The sequence below is a fragment of the Snodgrassella sp. ESL0323 genome (assembly GCF_013346865.1).
In the GTDB taxonomy this organism is placed as follows: domain Bacteria; phylum Pseudomonadota; class Gammaproteobacteria; order Burkholderiales; family Neisseriaceae; genus Snodgrassella; species Snodgrassella alvi.
This window is the reverse complement of record NZ_JAAEDT010000019.1, coordinates 1-17,896: the sequence shown is the minus strand read 5'-3', so window position 1 is coordinate 17,896 and position 17,896 is coordinate 1. Positions and strand designations below refer to the sequence as shown.

Annotated in this window: 17 protein-coding genes; 5 read left to right on the top strand and 12 right to left on the bottom strand. The window is 40.7% G+C overall.

Annotated elements, in window-relative coordinates; translation table 11 throughout:
- Positions 1 to 106: 106 nt before the first annotated feature.
- Positions 107 to 1,309, bottom strand: a complete 1,203-nt coding sequence (locus GY065_RS07420) for a hypothetical protein (protein ID WP_174833650.1) — start codon at positions 1,307 to 1,309, stop codon at positions 107 to 109.
- Between the two features lie 394 nt (positions 1,310 to 1,703).
- Between GY065_RS07420 and GY065_RS07415 the strand changes: the two genes are divergently transcribed.
- Positions 1,704 to 1,919 carry a DUF4177 domain-containing protein gene (locus GY065_RS07415; RefSeq protein ID WP_174833649.1) on the top strand — a complete coding sequence of 72 codons (216 nt, stop codon included), beginning with the start codon at positions 1,704 to 1,706 and terminating at the stop codon, positions 1,917 to 1,919.
- Positions 1,912 to 2,127 carry a hypothetical protein gene (locus GY065_RS07410; protein ID WP_037473124.1) on the top strand — a complete coding sequence of 72 codons (216 nt, stop codon included), beginning with the start codon at positions 1,912 to 1,914 and terminating at the stop codon, positions 2,125 to 2,127. The genes GY065_RS07415 and GY065_RS07410 overlap by 8 nt, the downstream gene beginning before the upstream one ends.
- A 337-nt stretch (positions 2,128 to 2,464) precedes the next feature.
- Here the strand turns inward: GY065_RS07410 and xerD are convergent, their stop codons facing one another.
- The 8 genes from xerD to rph form a co-directional block, all read right to left on the bottom strand.
- The gene (gene xerD / locus GY065_RS07405) at positions 2,465 to 3,364 is read right to left on the bottom strand and encodes a site-specific tyrosine recombinase XerD (RefSeq protein ID WP_174833648.1); all 900 of its coding nucleotides are present in this window, start codon (positions 3,362 to 3,364) and stop codon (positions 2,465 to 2,467) included.
- A complete protein-coding gene (locus tag GY065_RS07400) occupies positions 3,358 to 3,816 on the bottom strand; it encodes a methylated-DNA--[protein]-cysteine S-methyltransferase (protein ID WP_174833647.1) in 459 nt (152 codons plus the stop codon). The genes xerD and GY065_RS07400 overlap by 7 nt, the downstream gene beginning before the upstream one ends.
- A complete protein-coding gene (locus GY065_RS07395) occupies positions 3,809 to 4,255 on the bottom strand; it encodes a peroxiredoxin (RefSeq protein ID WP_084550013.1) in 447 nt (148 codons plus the stop codon). The genes GY065_RS07400 and GY065_RS07395 overlap by 8 nt, the downstream gene beginning before the upstream one ends.
- Positions 4,256 to 4,291: 36 nt before the next feature.
- Positions 4,292 to 4,675: a hypothetical protein gene (locus tag GY065_RS07390; protein ID WP_084547264.1), complete on the bottom strand. Its 384-nt coding sequence runs from the start codon at positions 4,673 to 4,675 to the stop codon at positions 4,292 to 4,294.
- Positions 4,676 to 4,748: 73 nt separating this feature from the next.
- A complete protein-coding gene (locus tag GY065_RS07385; RefSeq protein ID WP_202984073.1) occupies positions 4,749 to 5,987 on the bottom strand; it encodes an MFS transporter in 1,239 nt (412 codons plus the stop codon).
- Positions 5,988 to 5,998: 11 nt separating this feature from the next.
- Positions 5,999 to 6,928: a tRNA 2-thiocytidine(32) synthetase TtcA gene (ttcA, locus tag GY065_RS07380; RefSeq protein ID WP_041880387.1), complete on the bottom strand. Its 930-nt coding sequence runs from the start codon at positions 6,926 to 6,928 to the stop codon at positions 5,999 to 6,001.
- Between the two features lie 109 nt (positions 6,929 to 7,037).
- Positions 7,038 to 8,279, bottom strand: coding sequence for an aspartate kinase (locus tag GY065_RS07375; RefSeq protein ID WP_174833646.1), 1,242 nt, complete (start codon positions 8,277 to 8,279; stop codon positions 7,038 to 7,040).
- A gap of 203 nt (positions 8,280 to 8,482) precedes the next feature.
- Positions 8,483 to 9,220 (bottom strand): ribonuclease PH, encoded by a 738-nt coding sequence (gene rph, locus GY065_RS07370; protein WP_174833645.1) that lies wholly within the window; start codon positions 9,218 to 9,220, stop codon positions 8,483 to 8,485.
- A 162-nt stretch (positions 9,221 to 9,382) separates the two neighbouring features.
- Here rph and GY065_RS07365 point away from each other — a divergent pair, with 162 nt between their 5' ends.
- Positions 9,383 to 10,255: a YicC/YloC family endoribonuclease gene (locus tag GY065_RS07365; protein WP_174833644.1), complete on the top strand. Its 873-nt coding sequence runs from the start codon at positions 9,383 to 9,385 to the stop codon at positions 10,253 to 10,255.
- A 104-nt stretch (positions 10,256 to 10,359) separates the two neighbouring features.
- On the opposite strand, the gene dapC is transcribed toward GY065_RS07365, so the two are convergent.
- Together dapC and GY065_RS07355 are read right to left on the bottom strand one after the other, a co-directional pair.
- Complete coding sequence (gene dapC / locus GY065_RS07360; RefSeq protein WP_174833643.1) at positions 10,360 to 11,547, bottom strand: succinyldiaminopimelate transaminase; 1,188 nt, start codon at positions 11,545 to 11,547, stop codon at positions 10,360 to 10,362.
- Between the two features lie 153 nt (positions 11,548 to 11,700).
- On the bottom strand, positions 11,701 to 12,870 hold the full coding sequence (locus tag GY065_RS07355; RefSeq protein WP_025330929.1) for a nitronate monooxygenase family protein: 1,170 nt from the start codon (positions 12,868 to 12,870) through the stop codon (positions 11,701 to 11,703).
- Between the two features lie 339 nt (positions 12,871 to 13,209).
- Here GY065_RS07355 and GY065_RS07350 point away from each other — a divergent pair, with 339 nt between their 5' ends.
- Positions 13,210 to 13,740 carry a C40 family peptidase gene (locus tag GY065_RS07350; RefSeq protein WP_174833642.1) on the top strand — a complete coding sequence of 177 codons (531 nt, stop codon included), beginning with the start codon at positions 13,210 to 13,212 and terminating at the stop codon, positions 13,738 to 13,740.
- 55 nt (positions 13,741 to 13,795) lie between these two features.
- Positions 13,796 to 15,001, top strand: coding sequence for an acetate kinase (locus GY065_RS07345; RefSeq protein WP_025330927.1), 1,206 nt, complete (start codon positions 13,796 to 13,798; stop codon positions 14,999 to 15,001).
- Positions 15,002 to 15,128: 127 nt separating this feature from the next.
- On the opposite strand, the gene GY065_RS07340 is transcribed toward GY065_RS07345, so the two are convergent.
- Positions 15,129 to 17,896: calcium-binding protein (locus tag GY065_RS07340; RefSeq protein WP_305852052.1), on the bottom strand; the 2,768-nt coding region annotated here is incomplete at its 5' end.

The window sequence follows — 17,896 nt, the reverse complement described above, 5'->3', positions numbered from 1 at the left end:
GGATTTATGCTTTGAAATAATATGTAATAAATAACTTATTAATGAAAAAAGCCAGTATGTAAAACATACTGGCTGAAAAATCTAAATCAAATAAGAAAATTAATCATTACCAACCAAGACGAGATCCCATATTGATAGAGTTTTGTGGTGTAGGCTTCATGGTAAATTTCGGGCTTCCGGTGTAATCCATCCGAAATTTATAATCTATTCTGATTGTTCCTTTTGGCTCTTCCCTACCTGTTATTGCCATTGGAAGGTCAGTCTTAATGCGAATACCTATAATGCGACCTTTTGAATCAAAGTAGAAATTACTTACTATTAGTAGATTAGATTGATTTTTGAGCTGCTTCATATAAGCACCCATAGGAGTGTCTGCAAGAGCATTATTACTATCAGAATAAATTGAAGCCACACCATCAATTATATTTTCTAGCATAGCGTAATCTTCAGGTTTATATTTATTATTCTGATCAGCCTTGGCTGCTGTCTCTTTTAGAGCCTTGGAAAGACTTTGCAGAATTACAGTATCATATTTAAGGCTTGAAGCATAGTCTGTATTCAGATTAACCTGATATTTTGCTTCCAGCGTTTTTCCGAATTCGTCGACATTTACTTTTTTGAATGCACTGGGATCAATAGATGCATAACCATCATCTATAGATTTAGGTAAGCTTTTTAGTAAATCTGAAACAGGTAAGTGTTGTGCTTTATCCTGCGGTACAGTGAATTGCATATATTTATCACCAACTACCATTTCATTGTAAGGCATAATGTCTGACAAATGGGTAATTGCAGAACCATCGAGATATAAGGACAAATTATTAAAATCTAAATAGGTAGGAAATTTAAAAGAAATCAGTACGTTTTTATCTTCATAACGGACTTCAGGAATAAATTCCATCACCCCTTTTTTCATATCTACTGCACCAGTGAAAGGTACGGAAAAAGATTTACTCAATTGTCCTAAAAATTGCCCTAAAGATTTGTTGTACAAATCCATTTCTTTGCGGTGATACTCTGTTAATTCTGGAGTATCATCATACTCTTCTGATACAGAGGCTTCTGATGCAGAAACTTCAGATGCAATTGTTGGTTCAGTTATTTCTGAAGGACTTTTATTCTCATTATTTTGAATAATAAATTCTGCCTGATAAGAACCACTAAAATTAAACTGATTGTCTTCAGTCATAATGCGCTGAATACCAGTTCGCACCATTTTGTCAGGGGATTTTTCGGTTTTATTATTACATGCCGAAACCATACCGGCAACAGCCAGCACTAATATTATTTTTGTAAATTTCAATCTCATAAGAGCCCTTTATTCAATAAGCTAAAGTGTATTGTTAATAATTGTATTTTAATTGTAATAAAATGACCAGAAAAAAATTAACAAATTACAATTCTAATCAGATATTATAAAGAAAACATTATTACTTATTAATATTTAGATTAGACTATGTGAATAATTTACATTACATTTGTTCTATAAAATTTATAATCTTTTAATCATTGTTTTAGATGATATACTCAGCCTATTTCTAAGTTTTAAGCTGAACATCTGTTAAAATCATTCTAAAAAGGTCATTGCAAAAATAAATTAAAGGTATGATAATAAATGTAAATAAAAAATTGTTTTGTTAAAATTAATAATTTATAATTCATTAAAAAAAATTTATAAATTTAATTTAAATTTAGGAGTTTTTATGAAAGAATATAAAGTAGTTATCTATCAGGAAGGTGCTTTGGCAACTATGTTTTTGGGGGCGGCAAATGCAAATCCTATAAAATTTTCAGATTTCTTAAACCGAAATGCTAAAGAAGGCTGGCGTGTAGTGACTATGCAAAAAGATATGCGTCGACTGTTTTTATTTTGGGCAAGAGAAGCTTATGTAGTTATTATGGAGAGAGACGTTGATTAAAAAAGCTGGATTAGGATGCCTTTGCATTTTCATATTCTGGTGTGTTTTACTGATACTGGAATTATGGTGGGACATTTTTTCTGCTGAATTTTTTCTAAAAATATCTATATCTTTAGCAATTTTATTCTTTATATTGTTAGCAGTTGCTGTCGTTTTTGATCAGCTGAACTCAGATAAAAAGCTAAAAGATAAAGATTATTTGGAATAATATTTATTCTGAATGAGGTTATTTTATTCTTGAAAATAAAAATCTAATATTAAATAAATAGTAGTTAAAAATTTAAATGATTTCGAATTTTTTAAATTAAGTATAAGTATTAGGTGATTTATTATTTCATTTAGTTGTTTTTTTCTAAGTGGTTAATATTTTTATTTTAAAATAAAATAACCTTGTCACATTTAGTTGTTTGAATATATAGTGTTATTTATTTGTCCAGTATATATCAAATTATCATAAATTTTTATTACATCTTCAATAAATAAAAACAAAATTTCTGGATTTATAATCTTTTACTCTATACAAAGCAGAATAACCAAATAATTTTTTATCCACGCGGATGATGCTGATGCACAATCTGTTTTAGGCGTTCATTGGCAACATGTGTGTAAATTTGTGTTGTGCCGATATCAGCGTGTCCCAGAAGCAATTGCACTACACGTAAATCTGCACCATGATTCACAAGATGCGTAGCAAAAGCATGACGCAAACCATGCGGGCTAAGATGATGGATGCCGGCTGCACTAGCATATTTGGTCACAATCATCCAGGCCAGCTGCCGAGTGATGGCTGTTTTTTTCTGACTGACAAATACTGCATCACAAGCACGTCCTTTAAGTAAAGCAGGGCGGGCATCTGTAAAATAATTTTCCAGCCAGTCGGTTGCTTCGTCCCCTAATGGAACCATACGCTGTTTATTTCCTTTTCCGATGGTACTTAACAGGCCGTTTTGTAAATCGATTTCATTGATTCGTAAGTTAACAGCTTCGCTAACCCTCAATCCAGTAGCGTACATAAGTTCCAGTAAGGCTTTATCACGCAGACCCAGAAAGGTTTTGGTATCAGGGGCTGCTAATAGAGCATCTATCTGTGTTTCGGAAATAATATCCGGCAAGTATTGCCCTTTTTTAGGCATTTGCAGCTGTTCGGTAGGTATATCCTGACGGCGGTTATATTCATGCATCCAACTGAACAGACGTTTACAGGCTGATAATGCACGTGCCTGTGAAGATGGTTTTTCACTAGGAATAAATACAGCAGATGCAAGTGACAAAGGATCTACATTCAGCCAGTTCAGATGTTCGGCTTGTATGCGACGAGCAATTTTATTCAAATCCCGCCGGTAACTTTCCAGTGTATTGAATGCCAGCTGCTCGCTAAGCCAAAGATGTTCGAGTAATGACTCGATTGGTTCGAGTAGTTCTGCCGGTAAAGTATCATTTACCATGTTGCTCCTTCGTGTTTAAGCAGCCAACGCTTTATATTTAGTTCAAAAGCATTGGTACTGAGGCTGAACCCTCCCAGACCACTGGCTGATACAACCCGATGACAAGGAATAATAATTGGTAACGGGTTTTTACCACAGGCCTGACCTACGGCTCTGGGTGAGCTGTTTAGCACACGCGCGATATCTCCGTAAGTGGCAATCTGACCATAGGGGATATCGGCAATAACCTGCCAAACTTTTTGCTGAAATGCAGTGCCGTCAGTGGAAGGAGGATAGTTAAATTTTTGCAGGCTGCCATTAAAATAGGAGTCAAGCTGTTTTGCCCAGAATCCAGTCAGGTCAGGTAAGGCTTCTGAAAAGGGTTTTTGCCAATGGATAGCCTTTAATTTTTGCTCAGGACTGAATTCCAGTTTTAATGAGCAGCAGGGCGCTTGATATGAGTAACTAGGCATGCTGTTGCAGTGTATTTAAAACAATTTGGGCGTGACCGGCCGCTTTAACTTTACGCCATTCCTGTGTAATTTGCCCGTCCTGATTCAGGATAAAGGTACTTCTTTCAATACCGAATACCTTTTTACCATACATGTTTTTCTCTTTAAGTACATCAAATTGTCTGCATACTGTTTCTTCACTATCTGAAAGTAGGGTAACGTTAAGTTCATATTTGCAGATAAAATTATGATGGCTTTTCATACTATCACGGGAAATACCAATCACGTTATAGCCAAGTTGTTTGAATTGGGGCAGTAAAGCACTGAATTCCTGTGCTTCGGTTGTACAGCCTGGTGTGCTGTCTTTCGGATAGAAATAAACCACAGCTGGTAAATGTTCTGCAATATTAAAGTTATTTCCTTCGGTATCCGGAAGTGTAAACAGCATAGATTGAGACATTATTTATTTTCCTTTGTATATATTGATTACTTTGGTTTAATCGCGAATAAACGCCGTAATCAGAGGAACATCGCCAATTAGACGGCTGCAGTGTCCATGAATATTTGAGTCGAAGGTAATGCCTTCAGGTAAAGTGTCGGCAGAATAAAAATGTTCTCCGGCACTAAAGCGGCGGGTACTACCATCGCGTAGTCCGATTTCCATCACTCCTTGTAATACTATCAGCCATTGCGGTTTACCAGTGCAGTGAAAATCACTTTTAAAACCCACCGGACTGTAACGTAATTGTAACCCTTCTGCATTAAACCAAGGTGATAACTGGCTTTTTTCATTACCTTCGTTTAATTCAATTTTTTCTTCTTTGAAGCGGGCAAAACCATCACTTCCGGTATATAAAATTACTTTAGTGAATGTTGTCATAATTTCTACTCATGGCCTAATGGTAAAAAAATCAGTGCAGATAGATATATATCTGCACTGAAAGAATAATAAATCACCCTATAACACCAAGATTGTCATCATTGGACGAGGTATTATTGTGTTTGGGAAGCAGCCATAAAGTGGCAATGATGTCCAGAAGGTAAATAGATGCCAGTAAACATAAGGCAACATAAAATGACCATTCTTTAACAAGAAAACCGATAACCAGCGGCCCTAGTCCGCCAATGCCACGACCCAGATTAAATAATACATTCTGGGCAGTTGCACGCACATGCGGGGGGAAGTTATCAGAAATCAGTGCTCCATAGCCGCCAATCATGCCATTGACAAATAAGCCCATAATGGCGCCGCATATCAGTAATGCAGTGGGGTCCTGCAACTGTGCATATTGTGCCACCATGATAAAAGAACCAATCTGGTAAATCAGAAAGATTTTCCAGCGGGCAAAATGGTCGGCCAGAAAACCGAACAGCCAGATACCGATGATCATGCCAATAACGGTGACCGCAGTCCAGTTGCCGGAATCTGTAAGGCTGAATCCGAGTTTTTTGGCAAGATAACTGGGCATCCAAATCATTAAACCGTAATAACCGAAATTTTGTACAGCGCAAAGAATAAATATACCTAGACTGGTTTTAGCTGTCTGACGGTCTTTAACCAGTAATTTAAGACGTGCAGAAAATGACAACTCACCATTTGCTTTATGTTCGCGGGTAAATTGTTCCGGTTCGTTGGTATCATGACGAATAAAATAGGATACGATAGCCGGAAATAATCCTACGACAAACATGCCACGCCAACCGATATGCTGAAGCAGGAATGGTGTAATAAAAGTAGCCGCCAATACACCCAGCTGCCAGCCAATACCGACGAAAGCTGATGCGCGATTACGTTTTGATGCAGGCCATACTTCTGCAATCATTGCCATACCGATACCGAACTCTCCGCCCAGCCCCATACCTGCCAGAGCCCGGTAAATAAGCAGGTCGTAATAACCTTGTGCAACCGCACACAGACCAGTAAAAACGGCAAACATGAGAATGGTTAGCGATAACATGCGTATTCGGCCGAAGCGATCACTTAAATGTCCGAAAACGATACCGCCGACAACAGAACCGATTAATGTCCATGTTACCAGTGAACCTGCCTGAGAAGGATTCAGTCCGAGATCAGCACTGATGGCGCTGAGCATAAAACCGAGTATCAGCAGGTCAAAACCATCCATGGCATAGCCACTGATAGCGGCAACCATAGCTTTTGCAGGAGTTAATTTTTTTCTTGGTTGTTTCATAAGGGGACTTACTATCGAGAATCTAAAATGTTAATAACAGTTTTGCCTGCACCGGCAGGCTGATTAATATCACCAGTCTGTGCTGGTGTTGTAATTGGAGAAAAATGTTCACGGTCAAAGGCAATATCGCCGCCATGTGGCAGTTGTTGTCCACGTTGCAAGCCGGCAAAATTGAATAAATGATAATCAGCCAGATGAGAGGGTACGATGTTTTGCATGGCCGAAAACATGGATTCAATGCGCCCGGGAAACTGTTTGTCCCATTGCTGGAGCATATCTTTGATAACCTGCCGTTGCAGGTTGGGCTGTGAGCCGCACAGGTTGCATGGAATAATTGGAAATTCCAGCATTTGTGCATACCGGATCAGATCTTTTTCTTTAACATAGGCTAATGGTCTGATGATGATATGCTCACCGTTATCTGACAGCAATTTGGGCGGCATGGCTTTAAGTTTGCCTCCGTAAAACATGTTCAGAAACAGGGTTTCCAGAATATCATCGCGATGGTGACCTAAAGCAATTTTGGTACAGTTATTTTCTTTGGCTACCCGGTATAAAATACCGCGACGCAAACGGCTGCACAGACCACAGGTAGTTTTGCCTTCATCTATTACCCGTTTGACTACGCTATAGGTGTCTTCTTCAATAATTTGAAACGGAATGCCAAGACTTTGCAGATAATCCGGCAGTATATGTGCAGGAAAACCCGGTTGTTTCTGGTCAAGATTAACTGCAAGAATTTCAAATTGTACTGGTGCAGATTTTTGTAATCTGAGCAGGATGTCCAATAATGCATAGCTGTCTTTACCACCGGAAAGGCAAACCATGATTTTGTCGCCGTCTTCAATCATCTGAAAATCATTAATAGCAGCGCCAACCTGATGACGAAGTCTTTTAATTAGTTTATTGTTTTCGTATTCGCGTTTTGGTGTATGAGACATGGATACAGCACTAATTTATGCAAATACCTGCAATTGTACAATAATTAAAGGCCGGCTGATGTGACTTAGCCGGCCTGTGTTAATTTTTACATGAATTAAAAAGGAGTTTTCAGCCTTTTTTTATTGGTTCTTTATCAAGCTCAAACACTTGGTGCAGTACACGGGTGGCCAGCTCCAGATATTTTTCATCAATTAACACAGACACTTTGATTTCAGAAGTAGAAATCATCTGGATATTGATATTTTCTTTAGCCAGAGTACGGAACATGGTAGAAGCAATGCCAACATGTGAACGCATGCCCATGCCGACTATTGATACTTTACATACGGTATCATCGCCGCAGACTTCACGCGCTCCTATTGTTTTCTGCACTTCATGAAGAATATCCAGCGTATTCTGATAATCACTGCGTGGTACGGTAAAGGAAAAGTCTGTGGTTCCTGCTGAGCCGACATTCTGAATAATCATATCCACTTCAATGTTGGCATCGGCGACAGCTCCCAGTATCAGTGAAGCCATTCCCGGCGTATCCGGTACCCCGCGCACATTAATTCGTGCCTGATTTTTATCAAAAGCAATACCGGATACTGCCGCATGTTCCATCATATTCTGATCCTCTTCAAATGTGATTAATGTGCCATTACCGCTGTTTTCCAGACTGCTTAATACGCGCAGCCGCACTTTATATTTACCGGCAAACTCTACTGAGCGGATTTGTAATACTTTACTGCCCAGACTGGCCAGTTCAAGCATTTCTTCAAATGAAATGGTATTGAGACGGCGCGCTTCCGGTACAACACGCGGGTCGGTGGTGTATACGCCATCCACATCAGTATAGATCTGGCATTCGTCTGCTTTCAGTGCTGCTGCCAGTGCTACTGCTGAGGTATCCGAACCGCCGCGACCCAGAGTGGTAATATCATTGTTGGCATTAACACCCTGAAAACCGGCTATGATAACAACTTTACCGGCATTGAGATCTGTGCGGATGCGTATCTCATCAATCTCATCAATGCGTGCTTTGGTATGAGCACAATCGGTTTTAACGGCTACCTGCCAGCCTGTATAGCTCTTTGCGTCTACGCCAATGCTGTGCAAAGCCATGGCAAGCAGACCGATAGTGACCTGTTCACCCGTTGATAAAACAACGTCCAGTTCACGCGGATTGGGCTTTTCCTGAATTTCATGTGCCAGTGCAACCAAACGGTTGGTTTCTCCGCTCATAGCGGATACAACCACTACTACATCATCACCATTGGCTCTGGCTTGTGCTACACGACGAGCTACATTTTTTATACGTTCAACTGTTCCAACTGATGTACCGCCGTATTTCTGTACGATTAACGCCATAATACTGCTTGCTTTCCGGGTTGTTATAATGTCAAAAAAGGACAGGTTGTGTTAACCCTGCCTGCTTAAATATCCTGTCGGACATTCTTTTTAGCATTTTTATCATGCAAAAACAAGCTGCTGAGTGAGTATTTTGTCAGGTTCAGGCAGCTTGTTTTAAATAATGTTTAAATTCGGAAAATAGGTGATTGTATTTTTGTGAATTAATTTTCAGCCAGTACTTGTTGCTGAGCAGCAAGAATTTGTTTAATTCCTTTTTGTGCCAAGGTGATTAAATCATTTAACTGACCGATACTGAAAGTAGCTCCTTCGGCTGTACCCTGAATTTCAACCAGCTGTTGTGAGGCGGTCATCACTACATTAATATCTGCATCACAGGAAGAATCTTCCGGATAATCCAAATCGAGCAGGAGATTACCGTCAATCATGCCGACTGAGATAGCAGCTACAGCTTCACGAATCGGATTTTCACTGATCAGCCCTTTTTCCAGTAATTTTCTGACTGCCAGAGCAAGTGCAACATAAGCGCCGCTGATACTGGCGGTGCGTGTGCCTCCGTCGGCCTGTATAACATCACAGTCAATCAGTATCTGGCGGCTGCCCAGTTTTTCTAAATCAACGACTGCCCGTAAGGAGCGGCCAATCAGGCGCTGAATTTCCTGAGTTCTCCCCGATTGCTTTCCTGCTACTGCTTCGCGGCGAATACGGCCATTGGCAGAGGCGGGCAGCATGCCATATTCTGCTGTTACCCAGCCACGACCCTGATCTTTTAAAAAACCTGGTACATTTTCATCAATAGTTGCTGTGCAAATTACTTTAGTATTACCGCAGCAAATCAGTACAGAACCGTCTGCCTGAGCGAGGAAATCAGGCACGATACTAAGATGACGTGGCTCATCGTCAGCACGTTCGGAACGATTGGATAGAGGTGTGTTTTTCATATTTAGAGACTTTGTCGGGAGATGAATGCAGAATTATATAACCAGTGTGTTGCGATTCATATCAATTAAACCTTTTATGGATTAAGCTGTTTTCGTTATACTTAATTTAATTGCCAGTTTGAATATAACCCGGCAGGAATAAACGGTTTAAGGAAAATATATATGTTATACAGTATGACTGGCTATGCAAATGCTTCAGAACAATGTGGAAATCGCCAAATCAATATTGAGCTCAGAGCAGTTAACCATCGTTATCTAGATATCCAGTTTAAAATTGCAGAAGAATTACGTCCGTTTGAAGGCAAGATGCGTGAATTAATCAGTTCTCAGGTGACACGGGGTAAACTGGAATGCCGTATTCAGATTCAAACTCTGCCCAGCGAAAGTACTGATGATTTACCGGTTAATCACAAACTGGTAGAACAACTGGCATCATTTAATCAACAGTTGCGTCGCAAGTATAAAGATTTAGGTAAATTAACTGTTGCAGATATTTTGCATTTCCACGGTGTTATTGTGGCGCCAACGGAAGACGAGGAAATATTACATAACGGTGTACAGACTTTACTGGGACAAGTCCTCACCGAATTTAAAGCAGCGCGGGCTCGGGAAGGTGAAAAACTGCAGCAGCATTTGCTGGATCGTCTGAATGATATGACAGATATCGTGGCAGCTATGCAGCAGTTGTTCCCGCAATTATTGCAGGACTATATGAATAAGGCTGAAGCCCGTTTGCGCGAGGCAGTGGCTCAGGTAGATGCAGAGCGCCTGAAACAGGAATTCGCATTGTTTATGCAAAAAGCCGATGTAGATGAAGAACTGAATCGTTTAAATACGCACATAGCTGAAGCACGACGTCTGATAGAAGAACATCGCGGCAGTGTGGGTAAACGTCTGGATTTTCTGATGCAGGAACTAAATCGCGAAGCCAATACGCTTGGCAGTAAAGCAATAGCCATTGAATGTACACAGGCATCAGTAGGGCTTAAAGTACTGATTGAACAAATGCGCGAGCAGGTACAGAACGTAGAATAAACAATAGCTGTTTATGCCATACTATTAAAAACCAGAATTACTATTCAAATTGAAGCCGGCAATTCTGGTTTAGTTTTAATTCAAGTATCTGTTTGAGACCAATTCTAAAAAGCCAGTTTTATCATACGATTGGCAGCTTCAACACATTCTTCGACACTGGATACCAGTGCGATCCGCACAAAGCCTGCTCCGGAGTTACCGTATGGTGTATTACGGGCAAGATAACGTCCCGGTAGTACACGAATCGCTGCTTTTTGCCATAATTTCTGTGTAAAGGCCAAATCATCACAATCGGGAACATTCAGCCACAGATAGAATGAAGCATCAGGTTTATGCAGGGCAAATTTTTGCTGTAATATCGGAATTACTTTATCAAATTTTTCCCGATACAGATTACGATTAGTAATGACGTGTTCTTCATCATTCCATGCAGCAATACTGGCGTATTGTGTGGGCAGGCTCATGGCACTGCCATGATAGGTGCGGTAGAGCAGAAAATCAGCCAGTAGTTTACTGTCACCTGCTACAAAACCGGAACGCAGACCGGGTGCATTAGAACGTTTTGACAGGCTGGTAAACATAATCAGACGGTCGAATGTCCGGCCTAATTGACTAGCCGCCTGTAATGCACCCAGAGGCTTATTATCATCATCAAAGTAAATTTCTGAATAGCACTCATCTGACGCAATCACAAATCCGTATTTGTCCTGTAAATCAAATAGTTTTTTCCATTCGTCCAGATTCATTACCGCGCCACTAGGGTTGCCCGGAGAACAAACGAAAACCAATTGTACCTTTGGCCATGTATTCTGATCGATTTCCTGCCATTGCGGCATAAAATGCGGAGCGCGGCAATTGACATATTCTACCCGCGCGCCAGCCAGCAAGGCTGAACCTTCATATATCTGATAAAAAGGGTTCGGGCTGACAACTACGGGCTGGTATTCAGTACTGCTGTCAATGATGGTTTGAGTAAATGCAAATAATGCTTCCCGGCTGCCCAACACGGGTAATACTTCAGTATCAGGATTAATTTTTACTCCTGAGTAGCGGCGCATAAGCCATTGAGCACAAGCCTGACGAAGCTCAGGAATGCCGGCAGTAACCGGATAGGCTGCAAGTCCATCCAGATGCTGAATCAGTGCATCAGTTAAAACCGACGGGGTAGGGTGTTTGGGTTCACCAATATGTAATGATATAGGCTGGAGATCAGCCGGTGGTTCCAGACCATCCATTAATTTACGTAGTCTGGCAAAAGGATAGGGCTGTAACAATTCCAGTTTCGGATTCATAATCGTAAATACAAATTATTGTAAATGCTTTGATACTACCACCATTCAAATTACTGCGGCAGTAAGTATTCATTTTTAGCTCCGAAAAATACCGGTTACAGACAAATAAAAAGCCACATGCATGCATGTGGCTTATGAAATTGTTCAGCAATTTCAGGCAGATTTCTGGACAGCCTGAATTTCGCCGGTCAGTAAATATTCAATGGTTTCTTTAACAGTGCGCATAGCTGAACCGAATGGCAGCGGATCTTTACCACGGAAAAATAAACCTTTGTCAGTTTCTCCGCGCCAGGCTGCAGCAAGTTTCAGATCTATACAGAATTGTCCGACTTTTTCCAAACCATCTCGTAAGCCGCAAACGGACAAACAATTAATCCCCTGCGTACAGCGCCGCGGGTCTGCTTTGGCATTAGCCTGTAATACGCTTTCACGTTTCAGATAGCTATCCAGAAATTTAGTTTTAACGCCACGTGCCGGCAAGCCGGCTACCGACATGAATTCTACAATTTGTTCGCCTTCGGCACCGGCGAGAGTTTTTTTGAAATTGATATGTGCATCACCTTCCTGAGTCACAGCAAATGCTGTACCGATTTGTACAGCAGCTGCACCCCATTCTTGTAAGGCTACGGTAATTTTCTGAAAATTGGCCATCCCGCCAGCAATGATCAAAGGAATTTTTTCCCGTTCCAGATCAAGTTTTTTAAATAATTCGAATGTTTCAGTCAGTACCCGTTTAAATTCAAAACGTTCATCATTAACACCGGCAACAGTTGCTGCTCCAAGATGCCCAGCAGCATGGGCGGGATGTTCGATTACAATTGCATCAGGCAGACGGTTCTTTTTCATCCAGCGTTTAAGCACAATACCAATACCGCGTGATTCAGACAAAATAGGCAGTAAAGCAACATCAGGAAAATTTTCAGTCATATCCGGTAGGTCCAGCGGCAGACCTGCTCCCATTACAATTGCGTGTGCACCGGATTCACAAGCCTGCTGTACCATCGCATGATGGTCTTTAACCGCTTTCATCACATTAACTGCGATCATTCCGCGTCCTTCAGACTGGGCAAGTGCGGATTTAATTTCACGATCAAGTGCAATCCTGTTTAAGGTATCGTATTTTTCCTGCGTAGGATTTTCTTTGGACTGCTCAAGTAAATCGGGATGCAAATGACGTAAATCCACGCTGGCAATCGTTCCTACTCCATTTTCTCGTGCTACTGCACTGGCCAGACTTGAGGCAGAAACACCTACGCCCATACCGCCCTGAACAATCGGAATGAGATGATGATTGCGAATAACTAGTGGTGCAAATTCCTGCATATTGCTTCCTGTATTTTGTTTAGTAAGCGATGCTTTAAAGTATTGCTTATAATAAAAGCCTGTAATTACAGTAAAAAATCTGGAAAGCACTTTCATTCGGTTGGCTTTTATCAATTAGTGCTTCTACTCTATTCTTGCACAAGGACACTGTCAAGAGATTAAAACTTCTCAGAGCGATATAGCTTTCACAAAGTGGTAAAATTTGTATGATTTGTACGACAAGGTTAGTTAATGTAATGATTGTCATTTAAGCCTTAATGCTTAGAGAAATTATTACCAACTCATGTTATATTCACTCAGTAAGCATGATTCAGGTAATCACAACAGGGTAAATAACTAATGGTTACATGTAATGCACAGCGGCGTGCTGTTTTAGGTGCGCTTGTTTTATTTCTTTCTGCCTGCAGAATTAGTAGTCGAAAAATAATAGTACAGTCTGGTACCCAACCCCGTCTGGCTCCTATTCGGATTACTAAAGTCAGTCATCAGGTAGGGAGTCAGGAATTGCTGTTGCATAGCATGAGTCTGATAGGTACACCCTACCGTTATGGCGGCAGTAGCCGGGGTAGCGGATTTGATTGCAGTGGTATGGTGCAATACGTTTACCAGCAGGCATTGCAGGTAAATCTGCCTCGTACCGCACGTGATATAGCAGCTGTTTCCGCCCCGATCCGCACAAAAGATTTGCAGGTTGGGGATTTGGTGTTTTTCAACACTTCGGGACAGGCTTATTCACATATGGGGCTGTATATTGGCAACGGTGAATTTATTCATGCGCCTTCCAGCAGCGGTGTTATTCGCACGGCCAGACTGGACCAGCCCTATTTTAGCCAGCGTTTTACAGGTGCACGCACGCTGTTTGCCCGCTGAATAAAATTAATTATTCATTTTGAATTTAATAATCACGATATAACAGGACAACAACATGAGTGAGCAGGATTTAGTATTGGTACTTAACTGTGGCAGTTCTTCAGTAAAAGCCGCAGTCATGGATTTAGCCGAAAAAGAAGTTTTAATGAGCTGTCTGGCTGAAAAAGTAGGTAATACTGATGCTTTTATCACCTTTAAAATCAATGGTGAAAAACATAAACACGCCCTAACCGGCAATCATGATCACGTTGCAGCTGTAATGGCTTTGCTGGAACAGTTAAAAGATCTGGGTTTATATGACCGTGTCAAAGCTATCGGCCATCGTGTCGTACATGGCGGCGAACGATTTACCCAGTCTACAGTGATTACTCCTGAAGTAATGCGTGATATTGAAGCCTGTATTGTACTGGCTCCGTTGCATAATCCTGCTCATATTCTGGGTATTCAGGCAGCACAGCAGGCGTTTCCCGAGCTGCCGCAGGTAGCAGTATTTGATACAGCATTCCATCAGACTATGCCACCGCATGCTTATCATTATGCTATACCGTCAACACTGTATACCCGTTACGGTGTACGCCGTTATGGTGCGCATGGTACCAGCTACCGTTATGTTGCTCAGGAAACCGCAGCATTTTTGCGCCGTGATATTAATGAAATGAGCATGGTGATTGCTCATCTGGGTAATGGCGCCTCTATCACCGCTGTTAAAAACGGTCGTTCACAGGATACCAGCATGGGGCTGACTCCGCTGGAAGGTCTGGTTATGGGTACCCGTTGCGGCGATATCGATCCGAGTATTTTCTCTTTCCTGGCCGCGAATGCCAAAATGAGCATTGATGAAATCACCGAAATGCTGAACAAAGAAAGCGGTATGCTGGGTTTATCTAATCTTTCTAACGATTGCCGTATGCTGGAAGAAGCTGCTGCTAACGGACACAAAGGTGCCGAGCTTGCTCTGGATGTATTTGCCTATCGTCTGGCTAAATATGTAGGCGGTATGATGGTTGCCTGCGGCAGTCTGGATGCATTGGTATTTACCGGTGGTATTGGTGAAAACTCAACTACAATGCGCGAAAAAGTAGTTAATTATCTGAATGTATTTGGCATGATTCTGGATCATGATGCCAATATGGAAGCCTGCTTCGGTACACCGGGTGTGATTAGCACAAAAGATAGTAAAGCAGCAGTTTTGGTTATTCCGACTAATGAAGAGCTGATGATTGCTCAGGATACTGCCCGTTTAACAGGGATGCATGTTTAAATAGGTGATTCAGAATAGTGAAAAACTGGTTTTGTATTATTACAAAGCCAGTTTTTGATATTAAACATTATCTGATGTATGAATAATAAATAGACATAACCTTATCTTATTCAGTTGCCGAATATTATTACTGTTTGCTGATAATATTATGCACATCTTTTAGAGTAATGGTTTGATCCTTAAAAACAAAATTTTCTATTGCATTATTATCATAACCACCATAGAAAAAGTCCTTGATCAGGATTGAATCATTTTCGTTGTAGCCGTAAATAATTAAATCATAGTTTTCTTTCCTGAATTTTACTTCAGAAAAATTAACATCAGTAAACTGAATGGTATCATTACCGCTAACTTCATAAATAGTGTCCTGTCCATGGCCTTTGGCAAACACATAAGTATCATTATCATAACCACCCTCCATGTAATCATTACCTTCACCGCCAATCAGGATATCATCACCGTTTTGGCCATATAATTTATCATCACCGGCACCGCCATCCAGAACATCGTTAGTGCTACCGGTAGTAATGGTATCGTTACCGTCGCCGCCATATATAAGAGCACGACCGTTAGTAAGAGTAATGATATCATCACCGCTGGTACCAAATAGTTGCATACCGTTTTTACGAAAATCAGCTAAAGTAATGGTTTGATCCTTAAAGACAAAATTTTCTATTACATTGGAATCAAAACTACCATAGAAAAAGTTCTCGACCCGAATTGAATCATTTTCGTTGTAGCCGTAAATAATTAAATCATAGTTTTCTTTCCTGAATTTTACTTCAGAAAAATTAACATCAGTAAACTGAATGGTATCATTACCGCTAACTTCATAAATAGTGTCCTGTCCATGGCCTTTGGCAAACACATAAGTATCATTATCATAACCACCCTCCATGTAATCATTACCTTCACCGCCAATCAGGATATCATCACCGTTTTGGCCATATAATTTATCATTACCGGCACCACCATCGATAATTTCATTATTTGAAGAACCCGTAATCACATTATCATTATCATCGCCATTTAAAATAGGCATAAGATTATTTATAATATCTTTTTCATCAGCAGTTTTATCTTCAAAAATAAAGTTGAATCCACGGCTGTTAACGTTGTTAACGTTAAAATAGTCAGGCAGAGTTACAGAATCTGAATTGCCATAAGCTTTAATAATAAGATCATTACCGGAACGGATGAACTGAGCATCAGCAAACAGGGCATCTTTAAATACAACATCATTAAATGTATTTTTTTCACTTGAAGATGCAGCATCATTAATAATATCCTGTCCATGGCCAGCTTCAAATTCATAGCGGTCTTTTTCATAATCGCCGCCATAAAGCTGATCGTTACCGGGACCGCCAATCAGGATATCGTAGCCGGGGCCGCCAATCAGAATATCATTATCATCACCGCCGTCTAGTGTATCGTCTCCTTCATCCCCATTCAGGATATCATTGCCGGCATTGCCATATAAGGTGTCATTACCTTTACCTCCATTGATAATTTCGTGCTTTGAAGAGCCGGTAATCACATTATCATCATCATCGCCATTTAAAATTGGCGTAAGATTATTTTTAATATCCTCTTCGCCAGCAGTCTTATCTTCGAAAATAAAGTTAAATCCGCGGGAATTATTACTATAATAATTAAAATAATTAGGCAGGGTTACAGAGTCTGTAATGCCGTAAGCTTTAATAATCAGATCATTACCGGAACGGATGAACTGAGCATCAGCAAAACGGGCGCCTTTGAACACAACATCACCCCAAGTATTTTTCTCACTTTGATATGCCCCATCATAAATAATGTCCTGACCATGGCCGGCTGCAAATTCATAGCGATCCTTTCCGTTACCGCCTTTAAGAGTATCATTACCGGGACCGCCAATCAGAATATCATAGCCTAGACCGCCTTCAAGGTAATCATCCCCGTCGCCACCGACAAGGATATTATTACCATCGCCGCCATAAAGCGTATCATTACCTTCATCACCGTATAATACATCATCACCGGCATACCCATACAAGGTATCATTACCTTTGCCGCCGCTGATAATATCCTTGGAATCCCAACCATGAATGACATTATCACCATCGTCGCCATTCAGGGTGAATGTAATCTCTTTTTTAATATCCTGTGCATCGATGGTTCTGTCTTCAAAAATAAAGTTAAATCCGCGGGAATTATTACTATAATAATTAAAATAATTAGGCAGGGTTACAGAGTCTGAATCCCCGTAAGCTTTAATAATCAGATCATTACCGGAACGGATGAACTGAGCATCGGCAAAACGGGCGTCTTTGAACACAACATCATTATAAGTATTTTTCTCACTTTCATATGCCCCATCATAAATAATGTCCTGACCATGGCCGGCTGCAAATTCATAGCGATCATTTCCGTTACCGCCTTTAAGAGTATCATTACCGGGACCGCCAATCAGAATATCATAGCCTAGACCGCCTTCAAGGTAATCATCCCCGTCGCCACCGACAAGGATATCATTACCATCGCCGCCATAAAGCGCATCATTACCTTCATCACCGTATAATTCATCATCACCGGCTTCCCCATACAAGGTATCATTACCTTTGCCGCCGCTGATAATATCCTTGGAATCCCAACCATGAATGACATTATCACCATCGTCGCCATTCAGGGTGAATGTAATCTCTTTTTTAATATCCTGTGCATCGATGGTTCTGTCTTCAAAAATAAAGTTAAATCCGCGGGAATTATTACTATAATAATTAAAATAATTAGGCAGGGTTACAGAGTCTGAATCCCCGTAAGCTTTAATAATCAGATCATTACCGGAACGGATGAACTGAGCATCGGCAAAACGGGCGTCTTTGAACACAACATCATTATAAGTATTTTTCTCACTTT